Here is a 19,087-nt window from a genome sequence, read left to right as displayed (position 1 = left end):
TGTTTCTCCCTGATTTACCATGACAACGTCACGGTCAGTTGATCGCTGTAAGTCCCTGCCGGGCTGAACCCGGTCAGTTGCGCCGCGCCATAAAGCGTCAGCGCGATATTATCGCCATTGCTGTAGGTCACCGACACGGGCTGGTTGACCAGGATTTCCGTATTGGCCGCAAGCCCACTGCTGCTGTAGAGCCTGTACGGCACTTTATCCGTCCCGCCGGAGCGCTGCATATTGCGCACGGTGGTGTAGTTTTTCCCGCCGTCAATGGTCATGCTGAGCGCAACGCCGGGCGTGCAGGCCAGCGACAGAGACGCAGCTGGCACAAACTGCGTACTTATCTGCCCCGACTTCACGCCGCTGTAGCTGCCGAAGTTCAGCGTGCCCATCGCCCCGCCGGTGCCCATCGCCATGGAACAGCCCGGCGTGATGGTGGCACTGACCTTGAATGACTGGGAAGTGACCGTCAGCGCACTCACCGGAAAGCCCTGAGCCAGCAGCACAACCAGTTGAACAAGGCGCAGCCATCCCCTGGCTGCCCGCAGGAAGCCCGTCACACCCAATGTCATTCGTGGGCTTAATAGTTGACGCTAACGTTAATCGTGTCGGTGTAAGTTCCCGGCACAACGGTCACGCTGTTACCACCACCCTGAATGCGTCCGTACAGGGTGTAGCTGTCAACCCCGTCCGTAGTGGAAGCAATTGGTAAAGCGGCGTTGTTAGCCACCACGTTGCTGTAACCGCTGTCGCTATAGAGGCTGTAGGCCACGCCCTGCGTGGCATCGGTGGTGCTGAGCAGGTAGCGGCCTGGTGTGCCTGGCGTACCGACCACGGTAGTCGGCGCGGTGCTGTTAGTGTTACCGGTAATGGTCACCGTATAGCTGCTGGTGGTGCACTGAACGGTAAACGTATTCCCGCCGCTGGCGCCGGTCAGCTGCGTGGTAAGCGTTGAGAAGGTGGCAGGATGCGTACCAAAATCGAGCGTACCGAAGTTGATGCCGCTCTGGCTTGGGGAGCCGTTTATCAGGCAGCCGTTGGTCAGCGTCAGGGTGGCGGCAATGGTCCCGAGGCTCGTAACGGCCTGGGCTGCCGGGCCGGTCAGCGCCAGAAAACTCGCTGCGGTCAGAAGAAGACGTGTTCTCTTCATGGGGCGTCTCCGGGGTCAGAAGTCCTGGCGCTTTTCTGTTTTGCGTCAGTCGGTTATCGGGCTGCCGTTGCGGCCACCTTAACTGAAATCTAGTTCAGGGTTTTCATTCAACCAACTTTGCTACACAAATTAAGTCTTTCGCGTTATTTACACGTTTAGTTTTTATTAATCAGCTAATTACCAGCGAGTCGGCAGGAAGAAATGACAAGTTGCAGAGAATATATTGCGACTATTGCGATCTAAATCACACAGCATTTTCAGGGAGATATTAGCCGAGCTTACCGGGAGTTTAGAGGGGGTGAAATGGAGCGAAAATCCCCCGCCATTGCGACGGGGGGAAAATCATTACGCGGCACTTATCGCCGCGTTATCAAGCAGGGCCATCTCTTCGCTGTTGAGCAACTTTTCGATGTTAACCAGAATCAGCATACGCTCACCGAGCGCGCCGAGGCCGGTGAGGTATTCAGTGGAGAGCGTCACGGCAAACTCCGGCGCAGGGCGAATCTGATCGGCGGCGAGCGACAGCACGTCGGACACACCATCAACCACAATGCCCACCACGCGCTGGCTCAGGTTCAGCACGATCACTACCGTATTGTCGTTATACTCTACGTCCTGCTGACTAAATTTCACGCGCAGATCGACGATCGGCACAATCACGCCACGCAGGTTAGTCACGCCTTTGATGAACGATGGCGTGTTCGCGATACGCGTCACCTGATCGTAACCGCGAATCTCCTGCACCTTCAGGATATCAATCCCGTACTCTTCATCCCCCAACGTGAAGACCAGGAATTCCTGGCCCGATGGCTCGCCCGCCAGTTTTGCTACGTTCGTCATACCGGTCATTTTTTTCCCTTCTTAAGCATCAGGCAGCGCTGTACGCCACACGTTGTTCACGATTCAAACCCTGCAAAGCCTGAACATCGACGATCAGCGCCACGCTGCCGTCGCCGAGGATGGTGGCGGCTGAGATGCCCGGTACTTTGCGGTAGTTGCTTTCCAGATTTTTCACCACCACCTGATGCTGGCCGATCAGTTGATCCACCAGCAGCGCGTAGCGGCGGCCTGCACTTTGCAGGATAACCACGATGCCCTGGGTCGCTTCGGTTTTGGCGCCCTGAACATCAAAGACTTTCCACAGCTCCACCAGCGGCAGATATTCACCGCGCACTTCCAGCACGCGCTCGCCGCCTGCCAGCGGATGTAAGTCTTCTTCGCGCGGCTGGAGGGATTCCATTACTGCGTTGAGCGGCAGAATAAACACTTCGCCGCTCACCTTAACGGACATACCGTCGAGGATCGCCAGCGTCAGCGGCAGCAGAATACGGATTGTGGTCCCCGCGCCCTGCTTCGATTTAATCTCAACGTGGCCGCCCATCTCCTGGATGTTCCGTTTCACTACGTCCATGCCTACGCCACGCCCGGAGACGTCGGTCACCTGCTCGGCGGTGGAGAAGCCCGGCGCGAAAATCAGCATGCCGACCTCTTCGTCGGTCATGTTTTCGTTCACCGCCATCCCCTGCGAAAGCGCCTTGGCCAGGATGCGCTCACGGTTAAGGCCTGCGCCGTCGTCGGTGACTTCAATGCAGATATTGCCGCCCTGATGTTCTGCGGAAAGAATCAGGTTGCCGACGGCAGATTTTCCTGCCGTCATGCGGTTTTCCGGGGATTCAATGCCATGGTCGAGGCTGTTGCGCACGAGGTGCGTCAGCGGGTCAATAATGCGCTCGATTAAGCTTTTATCCAGCTCGGTAGAGCTGCCCATCAGGGTCAGTTCCACCTGTTTATTGAGCTTGCTCGCCAGGTCACGCACCAGGCGCGGGAAGCGACTGAAGACGTATTCCATTGGCATCATACGAATCGACATCACCGATTCCTGCAGATCGCGGGCGTTGCGCTCAAGCTGTCCCATGCTGGTGATCAGGTCACCGTGCTGAACCGGGTCGAGTTCATTGGAACGCTGCGCCAGCATCGACTGGGTGATCACCAGTTCGCCAACGAGGTTAATCAGCTGATCGACCTTCTCCACCGCCACGCGAATACTGGTCGACTCGCTGACGCGCGCCGGTTTTTCGCGATCCGCACGTGGGGCAGCAGCAGCCTCTTTTGGCACGGCTTTCAGTACCGGGGCGTTAACCACGGCAGGTGCTTCAGCCGTTTCCACTACGGTCACCGCCGGAGTTTCAGCCACCGCCGCTGGGGCGGTTTCAAACGCAATCTGGTCGGCTTCAATAACGAAGCACAGCACCGCCACGATGTCATCCTGCGACACCGCGCCGTCGAGATTCGCACTGAGAGAATCCGCCGTTTTCACCACCTGGCTAATTTGTGCGAGGTTGCTCAGCTCTTCCTGCAACATCTCCGGCTCACCGCTCTTCAGGCGGGAAAGCACGATGCGGGTCTGACCGCCGGGCTGCGCAGGCGCTATCGCCACTTCACTTTCTGGTGCTTCGTTTTCCACAACGCTCAGTTTTGCGCCTGATGCGGAAGGCACGGCTTCGCCTTTGGCTTCTAAAGCCAGCTGGCGCAGGGCCTGACAAATATATTCGAAGCTGGCAGCGTCCGGCTCCTGCGAGCTTTTATAAGCATCGAGCTGTTCCTGCATGATGTCTTTCGTTTCCAAAAACAGGTTGATAATGTCGGTATTGAGCTGCATCTCACCGCGTCGGGCGTCATCCAGCAGGTTTTCCATCAGGTGAGTGGTTTCCTGCAAGACGCTAAAGCCGAATGTGCCTGCGCCGCCTTTGATGGAGTGCGCCGCGCGAAAAATAGCGTTTAGCTGCTCGGCGTCAGGGGCTTCCGGGACGAGATCCAGCAGGTGCTGCTCCATGTCAGCCAACAACTCGTCGGCTTCATCGAAAAATGTCTGATAAAAATCGCTGATATCCATGCTCACGCTATCACCTCTGTAGAGATTGTGGCGATGTGGGACTGGCCGCCGGAGGCAGCGCCCCCGGTTGCTGTAATACGCTTAACGGTTCGTTCTGGCTTTCGGCGTTCTCATGGAGGATTGCCTGCTCAGCCTGTGAATTGAGCACCAGTAAACTGATGCGGCGGTTGATAGCGTCATCTCCGCCGTGCGGCTGTAACTTCATGGTGTTGGCCATGCCGATCACCCGCAGCACTTTGCCGTCGTCCAGGCCCCCTGCGACCAGCTCCCGACGCGAGGCGTTAGCGCGATCGGCGGAGAGCTCCCAGTTGCTGTAACCTCTGTCACCCGTAGCATACGGGTAATCATCGGTGTGGCCTGAAAGACTGATTTTGTTCGGCACTTCATTCAGTACCGGCGCAATGGCGCGCAGAATGTCGCGCATGTAGGACTCCACCTCCGCGCTGCCGGTTTTAAACATCGGGCGGTTCTGGCTGTCGATAATCTGAATGCGCAGTCCTTCCTGCACCAGATCGATTTTCAGGTACTGGCGCAGGGCTTTCAGCTTCGGATCGGACTCGATCAGCTGATCCAGCTCGCCGCGAACTTTCTTCAGCCGGTTCTGCTCCATGCGCTTTTTCAGCTCATCGATATTCGGCTCTTTTTTCACTTCGCCCTGGCGCTGGGTGTAGTCGTCCCCACCGCCGGGGATCGGGCTTTGGCTTTCGGATATGCGTGAGCCGCCGGTCACCGCAGTCGCCAGCGGCGTACGGAAATATTCGGCGATCTGAATAAGCTCTTTCGGGCTGGAGATGGAGATAAGCCACATCACCAGAAAGAACGCCATCATCGCGGTCATAAAATCGGCGTAAGCAATTTTCCACGAGCCGTGTCCGGCCCCGCTGTGGTTTTTGTGCTTGCGTCGCCTGACGACGACTATCGGGTGAGCCTGGTTTTTCATGCGTCCTCGGTCGTCGTTTGTTGTGCCGACGGATTACGCACTGCACGCACATGCTCTTCCAGCTCAATGAAAGACGGACGTTCGCTGGAGTAAAGCGTTTTACGGCCAAACTCTACCGCGATCGGCGGTGCGTAACCGTTGAGGTTCGACAGCAGCGTGATTTTGACGCACTGCATCATCTTAGTGGTTTCGGCACTTTTCTGACGCAGCACCGTCGCCAGCGGAGAAATAAAACCGTAGGCCAGCAATATACCGAGGAACGTCCCGACCATCGCATGGGCGATCATCGCCCCCAGTTCCGCCGCCGGGCGATCCGCTGAACCCAGCGCGTGCACCACGCCCATCACCGCGGCCACGATACCGAAAGCAGGCAGCGAATCACCGACGATGGCCAGGCTGTTGGCCGGAACTTCGGCTTCGCTTTCATGGGTTTCGATCTCTTCGTCCATCAGCGCTTCGATTTCGAAGGTGTTCATATTGCCGCTGATGATGAGGCGCAGGTAGTCGACGATAAACTCCAGCATCACTTTATCGGCGAGAATGCGCGGATAGCTGGCAAAGATTTCGCTCTCGGTGGGATTTTCGATGTCACGCTCCAGCGAGAACATCCCCTGCTGGCGCGACTTGGCCATCAGCCGGTACAGCAGCGCCAGCAGATCCATGTACATACTTTTGGTGTACTTCGAACGACGAAACAGCAACGGCAGCGCCTTCAGCGTGCCCTTGATGGCTTTCCCGTTGTTGCCAACGATAAACGCCCCTATCCCTGCGCCGGCGATAATGATCAATTCTGCAGGCTGATAGAGTGCCCCAAGGTGTCCGCCGGTAAATGCATACCCGCCGAAGACTGTACCAAGAACAACCAGGTAACCTAATAAGATAAGCACGACATCATCCTTCCGCTGTTGATAAGCCCGGGATGAACGACAGTGCATTTCACCGAAGCGGTGGCAAAACACTCCAGCAGCGGACCTGCGTCCGCTGCTGGAGTGTTTTGCCACACCTTACTTCGGTTAAACAGCTTGCTCTATCTGTTCATCCAGCAGTTGTGGAGATATATCGGCACCTTCGCCGGAAAGTTTACGTCTTTTTACTGCTCGCGATGGCGGCTGGCAAAGGCTGCACACAAAGCTCCCTACGGGCTGGTGAGCATGGGTGATGAAATTGCCGCCACAGCTGTTGCAGCCGCTGAGTTCCAGCATGCCGCTCTCCACAAAACGCACCAGGGTCCAGGCGCGGGTCAGGGCTAAAATTGGCCCATCTTCCTGCTGCGGGCACTGTTCGAGGTAGAGACGGTAGGCTTTAATTACGGCGTCAACGCCGTTGCACAAACCGGTTTTCAACAAATACTGCCAGGCGTTACAGAACATGGAAGAGTGAATATTCTGCTCCCAGGTCATAAACCAGTCGGTTGAGAACGGCAGCATGCCTTTTGGCGGCGGGCTCCCGCGCAGCTCTTTATACAGCTTGATGAGGCGGCCGCGGCTTAACTGCGTTTCGCTTTCGAGCATCTGTAAACGCGCGCCAAGCGTGATCAGCTCCATTGCCAGTTGTATGTCGCGGGCTTCCTGAACAATGCTTTTTTCGCTCATGATCAGGCCCTTTTCTTCCGTGCAGAGCCGTCTGCCTGGCTGGCTTCTTTTAATAAGCGTGTCGAGAGCAGGATACCGGTATGAATTTGTTGCAGATCGTCAACCCGCGACTCCTGAGTGAGTCGGGTGATGGTTTGATGGCTATCAAAGCGGAATTGACAAACCAGCTGGTTAGTCTCCGCAATCTTAACCATCTGAGGAAGCGTCAGTGCGCCGAGCGTGGTAGCCATCTCTTCGTTAATGCCGAGACGGAACATGGCAGAAGCTTTATCCTGACTAATCAAACGCTGTGCAAGTAATAAATAAGACAAATTAATGTCATAAATATGCTTTAGCAACTCGGATGTATGCATTTTTCCCATCCCGAATAACCAACCATTATTTTATGCGGCAAGGCCGCACCCCGTGATGTCGCCGGGTAAAAAACCCGGTAAAGAAAGAAACGGCCAAAATGCATAGTTGACTTAGGCGCTGCAATTTTAAACAATTCTTACAATTGACTAAGATTTTTCCTAATTCGACGCAACTCTACTCGCCAGTAATGACACATACAACGTGGCTTTACATTAAATTTGAAAATTATGTGACGCACGTCACATAAATGAGCCATTTCATAACACCAAACCCATCAATTCCCATTGTCATTTGTGTAAAAAACGGTCAAATGTCAATTCTTTTTATTCCAGCTGAGTGAATAACGGTTAAGAACATGTTCTGTTGCTCTCTTTTTCAGCAACGAAAAATCCTTTCTCATGGGCAACGAAAAGATCACAAAATGAGCCATTCGCAATTTTGACCATACCTATAAAAAACAGTAGGTTATCAGTTTATATATTCCTGATAATTACAAAGAGAAATCATTAGCATTTTGTTAATCAATTTAAGGAATTGGTTACGAGTTTATTATTTGCCTGGCGAATTTTAGATAAGTGCGTAAAAAATCAATGAACCCCGCCGGAAGCAGTTATTCTTAATATAAGAATAATTAATGAATATCAGAGCGGCCTCACATTTCCGGGCAATGCCCCCTCTTGCGGAGCCGGTCTAAACAGGGTAAGAGAAATGAATGGGCGTTTTTCGCCACGTTAAGGAGGCACAATGACCTACACGCATTTGTTAGTCGCCGTTGCACCGACACCGGAAAGTCATAAACTCGTGAGCAAAGCGGTGTCCATCGCCCGCCCCGTTAACGCCCGTATCAGCCTGATCACCTCCTCCACCGACCCGGAAATGTATAACCAGTTCGCGGCGCCAATGCTGGAGAACCTGCGGGAACTAATGCAGGAGGAAACCCGACAGTTCCTCGACGAGTTGCAGGCCCGGGCCGATTACCCGATAGCTAACGCCACCATCGCCTGCGGCGAATTAAGCGAACACATCAGGGATTTCTGCCTGAAGCAGCAGGTGGATTTGGTTATCTGCGGGAACCACAATAAAACGTTCTTTGCGCGGGCGACGTGCAGCGCCAAAACCGTCGCGGGCAACAGCGGTGTAGATGTTCTGCTGGTCTCGCTGGAAAATGAGTAACGGCTTCATCAACGATCGTACCGGATGGCAGCTACGCCTGACATCAGCATGAGGCGCATATCTGACCACCAGGCCCGGCAAGCACAGCGTCGCCGAGCGGCTATCATTTATTATGCAAGTTTAGGAAAGGCCGCGACTTTATTCTGCAAGTCACGCTCCGCCGTTCGCGGCTTTATCTGCTTTAGATCGTGAATAAAGCGCTCCTGCCAGTGGTTAATATCATTTTGCTTAATCACCTCCATCATCTCGGCATGGCGGGAAATCCTTTCCGTGAGCGGCATCGTTAATGCTCTGTCGAGTGCGGTCGCCACGTCATCCCTGTCGTAAGGATTAACGATAAGCGCGGAGGTCAATTCATTCGCCGCCCCGGCAAACTGCGACAAAACCAGCACGCCAGGGTTGGCAGGATCTTGTGCTGCCACATACTCTTTGGCCACCAGATTCATCCCGTCACGCAGCGGCGTCACCAGTCCCACGTCGGAGTAGCGAAACACCTTCATCAAAAGCTTGCGATCGAAATGCTGATTCAGGTAGTAAAGCGGCGTCCAGCCCAGCTGCCCGTACTTACCGTTGATCCGCCCGGCTGCCGTTTCCAGCTGATGACGAATATCCTGATAAGCCTGAACGTCGCCGCGCGAGGTTGGTGCAATCTGGGTGTAGCGAATATGCCCATGATGCTGTGGATACTTTTCCAGCAGCGCCTCATAGGCCTGAAAGCGCTCCGGCAGCCCTTTCGAATAGTCCAGACGCTCCACCGAAAAGATGTTCTTCATGCTCTTGAGCTCCGCTTTAAGCTGTGCCAGCTTCGGCGGTAGCGGCCCCTGCGCCTGACGGATAATCTCTTTCGGATCGATCCCTATCGGGTAGACTTCCGTGCTGAAAGTCTGTCCCCATGCGCTGTGGGTTTTACTGCCCCGGCTGGCCAGCCGCGTCAGCCCGGAGACGCCATCAAGAAATGCCAGACGATCGTTTTCGGTCTGGAAACCCAGCAGATCGTACTCACACATTTGCTCCAGCAGTTCCGCGTGCGTCGGCAGCGCATTGAACACCTCCGGCGTAGGAAACGGAATGTGCAGGAAAAAGCCAATGCGGTTGTTCACCCCACGTTTGCGCAGTTCGCTGGCAAACGGCAGCAGGTGATAATCGTGGATCCACAGCACATCGTCTTTTTTAATCAGCGGCAGAAGCTTATCGGCAAGCGTGGCGTTGACGCGCAGATACCCTTCCCATGCTTCGCGCTGGAAGTTCACTAAATCCAGACGGTAGTGGAAGGCAGGCCATAGTACGGCGTTGGAAAACTGGTTGTAGTAGAGGTCATGGTCCTGCTCATTGAGGTTGAAGGACGCCCAGGTGATGTCGCCTCGCGTCACTTTCCTGAGCGGTTCATCTTCGTTGCCGGTTTCCCCACTCCAGCCAAACCATAATCCTCCTGTGGCCTTAAGTGCCCCCAGAATACCCACCGCCAGCCCACCGGCGCTGGCTTTCTTATCATCCGGCGGAGCAATACGATTAGATACGACGATCAGGCGACTCATAGCCTTCTCTCCTGTCAGTTAGCGCATGAAGTTGTGCGAGCTGCAACAGCCAGTGATGGGTGTCCGCCACGCTTGCCAGACGCCAGTGCGCCTGCGTCTTTCCCTGTCCAACCTTGACCGAGATACCGCCTGCAGCGTTTACGACCGCAAATCCGGCCTCATCGGTCAGGTCATCGCCGACAAACACCGGCAGACGGCCAAGGAACGGCGCTTCCTGCATAAAGGCCGACACGGCGGCACCTTTATTAATGCCCTCTGGTTTAATTTCCACCACACATTTACCTGGCTGGAGCGCCAGCCCAGGAAAGCGCTTTACGGCTTCCTGGGCCAGGCTCTCAATGGCCCGCTGGTGCTGCGGTGCCTGACGGTAGTGCAGCGCGAATGCCATGCCTTTGTTTTCTACCTCGCAGCCCTCAAGCGGCGCCGCCTGCTCATTCAGCCAGTGGCGAAGCTCGGCGGCCAGCGTTGGCGGCAGCTCTACCCGGTGAAGCTGACCTTTGATATCGCGGCGTTCAGCCCCGTGAACGCCCGCCAGCGGGAAACGATACGGTGCGGCAAGCGCGTCAAGCTCAGACATTGAGCGCCCTGAGATCAAAGCCAGCGCCCCCTGCTGCTGCTGCGCCAGCTGGTGCAGCGTTAAGCGGATGGGCTCGGGAAGGGTAACCTGATCGGGATGCGGTTTGATCTCCGCCAGCGTGCCATCCAGGTCAAAGAAAAAAGCGTAATTTCCGCGAACAACCGGCGGAACGGTTAACGGGTCAGTCACCCTGTCTACCTCCTCAGCACTGCTGTTTTCAATCAGATGTTAATCAAACGTTAGCAGTGTAAGTATAGACAGTGTGACCGCCCTCGCCATTTTCAAACGAAAACGCCGGGGGAATTAGCCCCGGCGAAAGGTTAGGATTAAACTTAAAAGTTGGGGTGAAATCAGGCCGTACGCTTCGCTTTTTGCTTGTAGCGGTCGAAAATCACCGCCGCCAGCAAAATCAGACCACGCACCACATATTGGGAAAAAGGCGAGATGTTCAGCAGGTTCATCGCATTTTCCACCGTTCCCAGGATCAGGATCCCCGCCACCACATACGAGATCTTGCCGATCCCGCCCTTAAGCGACACACCGCCCAGCACGCAGGCGGAAATGACGATCAGCTCATAACCCATCGAGGTCATCGGCTGACCGCTGGTCATGCGCGAAGCCAGGATGATCCCCGCCGCCGCCGACACCAGTCCCGAAAGCACAAAGATGATGATTTTGGTGCGCACCACCGGCACACCCGCCAGACGCGCAGCTTCTTCATTTCCGCCTATGGCCAGCGTATTCCGGCCAAAAGTGGTTTTATTGAGCAGCAAACCGAACGCAGTCAGACAAACGACGGTGAGCCAGATAGGCGCGGGAAGTCCGAACCAGTTGGCGTATCCCAAAGTGAAGAAGCGCTCGTCCTCAATCCCGACCGCTTTACCATCGGAAATGATATACGCCAGACCACGCACGATTTGCATGGTGGCAAGCGTGGTGATCAGCGCATTAATTTTCAGGCGGGCGATGACAAACCCGTTCACCAGGCCACTCAGTGCTCCCAGCAGCAGCCCGGCGAACACGCCCAGCCACAGGCTTTCTGAGAGATTAATCACTACCGCCGTCGTTACCCCGGCGCAGGCAATCACCGAAGCAACGGAAAGGTCAAAATCCCCCGACGCCAGGCAAAACAGCATGCCGCACGCCACCATGCCGGACATCGAAATAGCGAGCCCCAGCCCCTTCATGTTGACGAAGCTTGCAAAGTTCGGCACAAAAATCGCACAGGCGAGGAACAGCACGGCAAATACCACCAGCATGCCGTACTGATCCCAAATGCGCCCGACGCTAAACGCATTCCGGCGCGGGCCGGATGTCGTTACTGAAGACATCATTCACTCCTCATCAGGCTACGGCCTGCGTGGTTTTAGGCATCGCCAGGCTCAGCGCCAGCTGTTCATTGGCGCTCTCATGGAGCAGCTCACCGGCAATCTCACCTTCACGCATGACGATGATCCGGTCCGCCACGCCGAGCACCTCCGGTAGATCGCTTGAGGCAAATAGCACCGCTACGCCGGACGCCGCGAGCGCATAGATAACGTTGTAGATTTCATGTTTGGCCCCGACGTCAATGCCGCGCGTCGGCTCATCGAGCAGGATGACCTTCATCTCTTCTGACAGCCAGCGGCCAAGAATGGCTTTCTGCTGGTTGCCGCCGGAAAGATTCATGATGAGCTGCTCCGCTCCCGGCGTTTTGATATTGAGAGATCGGATATGGTGTGCCGCGTTGTCCGCCTCCCAGGCGTTGTTGATCAGGCATCCGGCGCGAATGTGCCTGCGCCGGGCGCTGATGTTGATGTTGTCGCGCACCGAATGCACCGGAATAATGCCATCCGCCTTACGGTCTTCCGGGCAGAGCATCATGCCGACCCGGATAGCCTCAGCGGGTTTGCGGATATCAACCGGCTTGCCGTCAATGCTCACCTGCCCTCCGGTTATTCGCGTTCCGCCGAACAGCCCTTTCATCAGCTCGCTTCGCCCGGCACCGACCAGGCCGAACAAACCAACAATTTCGCCGCTTTTCACTGACAGGCTGATGGGCTGGCGTACACCCGGTGCTTTAACATCGTCCAGCCGCAGCCTTTCGACGCCGTATTCACGCGGCTGCCAGCCGTAGATATCACCGATTTCACGCCCCACCATCGCCTGCACCAGCAGGTCGTTATTGACCTGCGCCATGTCGTCAAACGTGCGAACGTAGCGCCCGTCTTTAAACACCGTAATGGCATCGCTGAGGGCAAAAATCTCCTCCATGCGGTGCGAAACATAAATAATGACGCGCCCTTCGTTACGCAATTCGCGGATAACGCGAAACAGGTTGTCGATTTCCCGCGCTGAGAGCGAACTGGTGGGTTCATCAAAGGCGATCACCTTGGCGTTGCGCGCCAGCGCCTTGGCAATTTCCACCATCTGCCACTGGCCAATGGAGAGATACTTCAGCGGGGTTTGCGGATCGATATCCAGCCCCAGATGTTCAAGCTGCAGTCCCGCTTCATAGTTAAGCAGCGAGCGATTAACGATCCCCCCCTTGTGCGGCATCTGCCCGAGGTAAATGTTTTCGGCTACCGTCATCTCCGGCACCAGATGCAGCTCCTGATAGATGATGGCCACCCCGGCATTCAGCGCGGCGGTCGTGTCGGTGAAGCTGACCTCTTGTCCTTTCAGCGCCAGCGTCCCGGTGCTGGGCGCGTAGTTACCGCTCAAAATCTTCAATAGCGTAGATTTTCCGGCACCGTTTTCCCCCATCAGCGCATGAACCTGCCCGGCATAGCAGTCAAAGCTGATGTCGGTCAGAGCCTTCACGCCCGGGAAGGTTTTGCTGATGCCGCGAAACGAGAGATAAGGCTGCGACTGTTGCATATGCACTCCAGAGAACACGAATCCACTTCTGTATGGCTTCTTTTGTCGGGTGACGCTTCAGCGTGGCTCTGTCTGATGCCCTCACCCCGGCCCTCTCCCACAGGGAGAGGGAGAACACACTAAAAAAACGGCGTTTTTTGCTGTTTACCTTGCCCGGTAAGCGCCAGCGCCACCGGGCAATTCAGATCACAGTCCTTTCTTCGCCAGCTCTTCTTTAAAGTTGTCGCGGGTGATCAGCACCACGTCGGTCACTGCGGTAAACTTTGGCGGCTCTACCTTTTTCTGCACCCAGTTGTAGAGCATTTCGCTGGTTTTATAGCCGTGCACGTCCGGGCTCGGCAGCAGGGAGCCGTAGAAGCCGGTCGCCTGCGCCTTAGAGAGTTCGTTCACCGCATCCACGCCGTTAATGCCGATGCCAATCACGTCTGCCGCCTTAAAGCCCTGGCCTTCCGTTGCGCGCACGCCGCCGAGCACGGTGTTGTCATTCATGCCGAGGACCAGCCAGTGCTTCACGCCAGGATGCTGCACCAGCAGCGAGTTGCCGGCGTCGAACGCGCCAGGGATATCGTTGGATTTCGTCGGGACCTTATAGATTTGCGCTTCAGGGAATCCGGCTTTTTTCAGCGCGTCCATTGAGCCGGTGGTGCGGCGACGTGCAGTGTCGAGCTCATCGGCGGTAATAGCCATCGCGCCGGTATCCTTCACGTCCCAGCCGCGTTTTTGCATCTCTTTATAGAGTTCATCCCCCTGACGCGCACCAATTTCGCTGGCCGCCATCATTACCAGCGGCACCGTCTCCATCGGCTTGCCTTTGGCGTTGACGAACTGATCGTCGACGGTAATGACCTTCATGTCATAGCTGCGCGCTTTGGCCACGATCGCGGGCCCCAGTTTCGGGTCCGGCGTACAAATCACAAACCCTTTCGCCCCGTTGGCCGCCAGGCTGTCGATGGCGTTCAGCGTTTTTTCACCGTCGGGTACGGCAATTTTAATCACCTCGAACCCTAAATCTTTCCCGGCCTTATCGGCGAAACGCCATTCGGTCTGGAACCAGGGCTCCTCCGGCTGCTTCACCAGAAAACCGAGCTTCATGTTTTCAGCGATAGCTGATTGTGACATAACCGCTGCAAGGCCAATGGCCGCCAGCGCTTTAGTGAATTTGTGCATGGTTAACTCCGGCTCTAATGTTCTTTTCCACAGGGAAATTGAGAACAGCATTTTTTATTCAGCAGAAAAACAAGGCATTAGCGGCTTCACCCGTCTGCGCATTTGTGCTGAACCATTAATAGCGGGAAATTAATTATCCATAGGAGAGCGCCATCACACCGCAGAATTACAGTTAACGCGTACATAAACTCAGCGAAAAATGACATAAATAAAGGGCGAATTGTCAGACAATTCGCCCAGGGGATAGCAGAATAATCTATATCAGCAGTCGTGAGATCCTTATCTTACCAGCGGTAATAAATATGTTCCGCATGTTCCCGAACGAAAGCTTCCTCTTCCGCCCCCCCGGCAGCCGCAGACAGATTGCGCAGAGAACCTCACCCGCCTTATCCTGCGTAGCAACAGGACGACAGCTTGCTTCACGGGTTTCTTTTTAATATCAAATTTGGCCGCGGCTGGCCGTTAGCTATTTTAAACGGATATTGATCTGCCGCATTCTCTGCAAACAGCCTGAGAACGTCATTAACGAAATACGATTAAAACATATCATATTACGCTCATCTAAAATGACGAATGATAATCCGATCGTAATTATAAAACTAACAAAGCCATATAATACTGTTAGATATAATGCCATTACCCGCTGTTTTTACGGATATTTTACTCGTTAATTACGAACTCATTAGCGCGTCATGTAACGAAGCGTAAATAATAACCTCCAGGCATTTTCTTATAATTATGGAGGGCGTATTCTGAAACCGGTCAGCGCACCAAAAGCGTTGTGGCCCGTAAAAAGTATTAACGCTGAATATCGTCGGGTTGTGTGGACAGAAAAAGTGTGAACCTTACGATTGCCGGCAGGTTTCGTAACTTCAGAAAATAAGGATATTGCTATGACGGTTCCGGGAATGGTTCAAAAACTCAATGTGCAAATGAACCTCGAGTTTTGTGCCTCAAATTTATACCTGCACCTGAGCGAATGGTGTGCCGATCACAAGCTGACCGCAACGGCTACGTTTCTGCGTTCACAGGCCCAGTCCAGCGTGACTCAAATGATGCGCGTGTTTGAATTTATGCGCAAAGCGGGTGCTTACCCGATGGTCAGAGAAACGGCCCCGGTGGATGACCGCTGTTCAACACTTGAAGATCTGTTCATTAAAACGCTGGAGGAACATCATCAGCGCCGCAGCACTCTGAGCGCGCTAGTGCTGGAAGCCAAGGCCATGCAGGATAACAGCACCCTGCGTTTTCTGACTCATCTTGAGAAAGAGCAATATCAGGATGGCGTGCTGCTGCAGGCAATCCTCGAAGAAGTGCGCAGTGCAAATAACGCAGGCTTGTGTATGCATCAGACCGACCAGCACCTGCTGAACGTCGTCAATCACCAGCAACACTAACCCTTCAATGGGCGGCTTTAGCCGCCCGCTTCATGCTCGCATTTGTTAAATAAATGTAGCCAACAGTTTGTTTTTACAGCTGTTTATAAATCCGATCTCCCTCTCACTCAATATCATTACAAAATGTAATGATTTAGCCTTTCTTTATGGATGAGACAGGTGAGACATGATTACTCTTGAATTTGCGGTCATTATTTTATGCCTGCTGGTTGGCACCCGCTTTGGCGGGATGGGCCTGGGGCTTATCAGCGGAATCGGCTTATTTATCCTGAGTTTTGTTTTTGGCCTCCAGCCCGGCAAGCCGCCGGTGGATGTGATGCTGACTATCCTTGCGGTGATTGGCTGTGCGGCCACGCTGCAAACCGCTGGCGGGCTTAACGTCATGATGCAATGCGCCGAAAAGCTGCTGCGTAAGCATCCGCAGCACATCACGCTGCTGGCCCCGTTCACCACCTGGATGCTGACGTTTCTCTGCGGCACCGGGCATGTGGTCTACACCATGTTTCCGATTATTGCGGACATCGCGCTGAAAAAAGGCATTCGTCCGGAGCGCCCTATGGCCGTCGCTTCGGTAGCATCACAAATGGCGATCACCGCTTCACCCGTCTCCGTAGCTGTCGTGTCGTTAGTCTCCATTCTCGGCGCCCAGCACGGCATTGGCCATGCATGGAGCATTCTCGACATTCTGGCGGTGTCCGTGCCCGCATCGCTGTTTGGCGTAGCGATCGCCGCACTCTGGAGCCTGCGCCGCGGGAAGGACCTGGCCGACGACCCTGCTTTTCAGGCCAAAATTCAGGATCCGAAGCAGCGTGAGTTTATCTTTGGCAGTACTGAAACGCTGCTCGACCAGCGCTTTAACCGCGAGGCTTACTGGTCAACCTGGATCTTTTTCGCCGGTATTCTGGTGGTGGTATTGCTTGGCGCCCTGCCGGACCTGCGTCCGGCCTTTGAAGTGAAAGGCAAGCTCGCCCCACTCTCCATGAATCTTGTGATTCAAATGATGATGCTGATCGCCGGGGCGGTGATGCTGGTGGTATGTAAAGTCAATGCGGCAGCCATTTCCAACGGCGCGGTGTTCAAAGCCGGGATGGTAGCGATTTTCTCCGTGTTTGGCGTGGCGTGGATGAGCGACACCTTCTTCCAGTCGCATCTGCCGGAGCTGAAATCGGCGCTGGAAGGCGTAGTTCAGAATCACCCGTGGACCTACGCGATCGTGCTCTTTTTGGTATCGAAACTGGTGAACAGCCAGGCCGCCGCGCTGACCGCCGTCGCGCCAATGGGGCTGATGCTCGGCGTTGAGCCGAAAATGCTGATTGCTTTCTTCCCGGCAGCGTATGGCTATTTTGTTCTGCCGACGTACCCAAGCGATCTGGCCTGCATCGGGTTTGACCGCTCCGGCACGACCCGCATCGGAAAATTTATCATCAACCACAGCTTTATCCTGCCGGGCCTGATTGCGGTGAGCTGCGCCTGCGTGGCGAGCTATCTGCTGGTGGAAGCGTTGTATTAGGGCGTTGCCCGGTGGCCTGACGGTATCGGGTAGCGGCTTCGCCTTACCCGACCTACGGCTTTCTGTAGGCCCGTGCAAACGAGTGCCACCGGGCATTTCTTACGAAGACTAGTGAGTACTGCTTTCCTGCGGGGTGAACTTCAGCTCAATCAGGGCAATGGCCTTTTGAATTGCACGCTGGGTGACCGGATCGGCCCCGGCGGCACTGAAATCAATTGCACGCAGCTGATTGGCCATTTTGTCGCGAACTTCAACCGGGGCGATAACGTCAATAACATCGAGGATTTGTTTGATCACCAGCTGGCAGGCGACAACGTCGGACACCAGCTCATCATTTGCAGTCAGGTTGTGAGACATAATTTACTCCTGTTTTTCAGAGCGCCATAGTAACCCGGTTTGCCGATGCCGAATAATAAAATCCCGCAAATCCGCCGTTGCGGTACGTTCCGCAATGCGCGTAAAGTGAGTAAAAATCCTGAAATGGCGTTTTATGATGAGTGAAAATATCTCCGTTAAGGAGAGCCGTGGCCTCTCTCCCGCTGCGCTGCTGGTGGCCGGAGCCTTCTTTATGGAGTTTCTCGACGGCACGGTGATCGCCACTGCGCTGCCGGATATGGCAAAAAGTTTTGGCGTGGAGGCCGTGGCGCTGAACGTGGGGATCAGCGCCTATCTGATTACGCTAGCGGTGCTGATCCCGGCAAGCGGCTGGATTGCTGACCGCTTCGGCGCCCGCAAAGTCTTTACCCTTGCGCTGTTCATTTTTACCCTCGCCTCCGTATTCTGCGGACTGGCGACCAGCGTCAACGGCTTCGTTGCGATGCGCATACTCCAGGGCGTTGGCGGCGCGCTGATGGTGCCCGTCGGGCGTCTCGCCGTGCTCAGAACCACGCCAAAACATCAGCTGATTACCGCCATCGCCACGCTTACCTGGCCCGCGCTGGTGGCGCCCATTATTGGTCCGCCGCTCGGCGGATTCATTACCAGCGTCGCCAGCTGGCGCTGGATCTTCTTTATTAATGTGCCACTCGGGCTTATCGCCATGCTGCTGGCGCTGCGCATCATTCCGGACATACGCGAAGAACAGCGTCGCCCGTTTGATCTGCCCGGCTTTGTGGCTACCGCTATCGCGATGGTAAGCCTGGTCTATGCGATGGAAGCTTTCGGCGCAGAGCATGCCCGCGGCGGCCTGCCGTTTGTGCTGCTCGCCCTCGGCGGGCTTACCTTCTGGTTTGCTCTGCGCCATTTCCGCCGCGTGGAATGGCCGATGATTCGCCTTGATGCATTACAGGTCCCGACGTTCCGGGTAACGATGTACGGCGGCTCGCTGTTTCGTGCCTCCATCAGCGCCGTGCCTTTTTTGCTACCGCTGCTGTTTCAGGTCGGCTTCGGGATGGATCCGTTTCACGCCGGGCTACTGGTGCTGGCGGTGTTCGTCGGCAACCTGACGATTAAGCCTGCCACTACGCCGCTCATCCGCTGGCTCGGTTTTCGCAAACTGCTGCTGATTAACGGCACGCTCAACGTGCTGGCGCTGCTGGCCTGCGCCTTCCTCACGCCGAATACGCCGCTATGGGTAACGCTGCTGATTCTGTATCTCGGTGGGGTATTCCGTTCGGTGCAGTTTACCGGCGTCAGTACGCTGGCGTTTGCCGATGTGCCCTCTGCGCAGATGAGCTACGCCAATACGCTGTTCAGCACCGCAACCCAGCTTGCCGTCGGGCTTGGGATCACGCTTGGCGCGATCGGCATTCGGCTCGGGGAAAAGGTTGGCGACTGGCTACAGCTGACCGCCGTACCCGGTATCAGCTTCCGGCTGGCGTTTGTGTTTATCGCCCTGATTTGCCTGATGGGAATGATTGACACACTCCAGCTGACGCGGGATGCGGGCAGTTCGGTGTCGAAACGTAAATCGTAAATGCTCCGGCGGCGCAATGCCGCCGGAGCCC

General features: G+C 55.3%; 18 protein-coding genes. 4 read left to right on the top strand and 14 right to left on the bottom strand.

The window, feature by feature from the left end:
• Window positions 1-14: 14 nt before the first annotated feature.
• The 8 genes from RTU33_RS11435 to flhD all read right to left on the bottom strand — a co-directional run bounded on the left by RTU33_RS11435 (window position 15) and on the right by flhD (window position 6,922).
• On the bottom strand, window positions 15-566 hold the full coding sequence (locus RTU33_RS11435; RefSeq protein ID WP_312627415.1) for a spore coat U domain-containing protein: 552 nt from the start codon (window positions 564-566) through the stop codon (window positions 15-17).
• A gap of 8 nt (window positions 567-574) precedes the next feature.
• Window positions 575-1,144 carry a spore coat protein U domain-containing protein gene (locus RTU33_RS11430; protein WP_312627413.1) on the bottom strand — a complete coding sequence of 190 codons (570 nt, stop codon included), beginning with the start codon at window positions 1,142-1,144 and terminating at the stop codon, window positions 575-577.
• Window positions 1,145-1,489: 345 nt separating this feature from the next.
• Window positions 1,490-1,993 carry a chemotaxis protein CheW gene (gene cheW, locus RTU33_RS11425; protein WP_312627411.1) on the bottom strand — a complete coding sequence of 168 codons (504 nt, stop codon included), beginning with the start codon at window positions 1,991-1,993 and terminating at the stop codon, window positions 1,490-1,492.
• Between the two features lie 19 nt (window positions 1,994-2,012).
• Entirely contained in the window at window positions 2,013-4,043 is a 2,031-nt protein-coding gene (cheA, locus tag RTU33_RS11420; RefSeq protein ID WP_312627410.1) for a chemotaxis protein CheA, read from the bottom strand.
• A gap of 4 nt (window positions 4,044-4,047) precedes the next feature.
• Entirely contained in the window at window positions 4,048-4,977 is a 930-nt protein-coding gene (motB, locus tag RTU33_RS11415; RefSeq protein WP_312627409.1) for a flagellar motor protein MotB, read from the bottom strand.
• On the bottom strand, window positions 4,974-5,864 hold the full coding sequence (gene motA / locus RTU33_RS11410) for a flagellar motor stator protein MotA (protein ID WP_312627407.1): 891 nt from the start codon (window positions 5,862-5,864) through the stop codon (window positions 4,974-4,976). The genes motB and motA overlap by 4 nt, the downstream gene beginning before the upstream one ends.
• Before the next feature lie 126 nt (window positions 5,865-5,990).
• Window positions 5,991-6,575, bottom strand: a complete 585-nt coding sequence (gene flhC, locus RTU33_RS11405) for a flagellar transcriptional regulator FlhC (protein WP_312627490.1) — start codon at window positions 6,573-6,575, stop codon at window positions 5,991-5,993.
• Complete coding sequence (gene flhD, locus RTU33_RS11400; RefSeq protein WP_312627406.1) at window positions 6,572-6,922, bottom strand: flagellar transcriptional regulator FlhD; 351 nt, start codon at window positions 6,920-6,922, stop codon at window positions 6,572-6,574. The genes flhC and flhD overlap by 4 nt, the downstream gene beginning before the upstream one ends.
• Before the next feature lie 745 nt (window positions 6,923-7,667).
• On the opposite strand from flhD, the gene uspC reads away from it, so the two are divergent.
• Window positions 7,668-8,096 (top strand): universal stress protein UspC, encoded by a 429-nt coding sequence (gene uspC, locus RTU33_RS11395; RefSeq protein ID WP_312627405.1) that lies wholly within the window; start codon window positions 7,668-7,670, stop codon window positions 8,094-8,096.
• Between the two features lie 110 nt (window positions 8,097-8,206).
• Here uspC and otsA read toward each other — a convergent pair whose 3' ends face one another.
• The 5 genes from otsA to RTU33_RS11370 all read right to left on the bottom strand — a co-directional run bounded on the left by otsA (window position 8,207) and on the right by RTU33_RS11370 (window position 14,234).
• Window positions 8,207-9,631 carry an alpha,alpha-trehalose-phosphate synthase gene (gene otsA / locus RTU33_RS11390; protein WP_312627404.1) on the bottom strand — a complete coding sequence of 475 codons (1,425 nt, stop codon included), beginning with the start codon at window positions 9,629-9,631 and terminating at the stop codon, window positions 8,207-8,209.
• Window positions 9,606-10,397 carry a trehalose-phosphatase gene (otsB, locus tag RTU33_RS11385; RefSeq protein WP_312627403.1) on the bottom strand — a complete coding sequence of 264 codons (792 nt, stop codon included), beginning with the start codon at window positions 10,395-10,397 and terminating at the stop codon, window positions 9,606-9,608. Before otsB ends, otsA begins: the two co-directional genes overlap by 26 nt.
• A gap of 161 nt (window positions 10,398-10,558) precedes the next feature.
• Complete coding sequence (araH, locus tag RTU33_RS11380) at window positions 10,559-11,539, bottom strand: L-arabinose ABC transporter permease AraH (protein WP_312627488.1); 981 nt, start codon at window positions 11,537-11,539, stop codon at window positions 10,559-10,561.
• A gap of 13 nt (window positions 11,540-11,552) precedes the next feature.
• Entirely contained in the window at window positions 11,553-13,067 is a 1,515-nt protein-coding gene (gene araG / locus RTU33_RS11375; RefSeq protein ID WP_312627402.1) for an L-arabinose ABC transporter ATP-binding protein AraG, read from the bottom strand.
• A gap of 186 nt (window positions 13,068-13,253) precedes the next feature.
• A complete protein-coding gene (locus RTU33_RS11370) occupies window positions 13,254-14,234 on the bottom strand; it encodes an arabinose ABC transporter substrate-binding protein (protein WP_312627401.1) in 981 nt (326 codons plus the stop codon).
• An 893-nt stretch (window positions 14,235-15,127) separates the two neighbouring features.
• Here RTU33_RS11370 and RTU33_RS11365 point away from each other — a divergent pair.
• Both RTU33_RS11365 and RTU33_RS11360 read left to right on the top strand, forming a co-directional pair.
• Window positions 15,128-15,631 carry a non-heme ferritin-like protein gene (locus tag RTU33_RS11365; RefSeq protein WP_312627400.1) on the top strand — a complete coding sequence of 168 codons (504 nt, stop codon included), beginning with the start codon at window positions 15,128-15,130 and terminating at the stop codon, window positions 15,629-15,631.
• 166 nt (window positions 15,632-15,797) lie between these two features.
• Window positions 15,798-17,141: an anaerobic C4-dicarboxylate transporter gene (locus tag RTU33_RS11360; RefSeq protein ID WP_312627399.1), complete on the top strand. Its 1,344-nt coding sequence runs from the start codon at window positions 15,798-15,800 to the stop codon at window positions 17,139-17,141.
• Between the two features lie 108 nt (window positions 17,142-17,249).
• Here the strand turns inward: RTU33_RS11360 and RTU33_RS11355 are convergent, their stop codons facing one another.
• Complete coding sequence (locus tag RTU33_RS11355) at window positions 17,250-17,498, bottom strand: DUF2766 family protein (RefSeq protein ID WP_312627398.1); 249 nt, start codon at window positions 17,496-17,498, stop codon at window positions 17,250-17,252.
• A gap of 136 nt (window positions 17,499-17,634) precedes the next feature.
• Here RTU33_RS11355 and RTU33_RS11350 point away from each other — a divergent pair, with 136 nt between their 5' ends.
• Window positions 17,635-19,056, top strand: a complete 1,422-nt coding sequence (locus RTU33_RS11350) for an MFS transporter (protein WP_312627486.1) — start codon at window positions 17,635-17,637, stop codon at window positions 19,054-19,056.
• The last annotated feature ends 31 nt before the right edge of the window (window positions 19,057-19,087 follow it).

The organism is Scandinavium sp. (assembly GCF_032012665.1).
Lineage (GTDB): Bacteria > Pseudomonadota > Gammaproteobacteria > Enterobacterales > Enterobacteriaceae > Scandinavium.
This window is presented reverse-complemented; position numbering and strand designations above follow the sequence as displayed.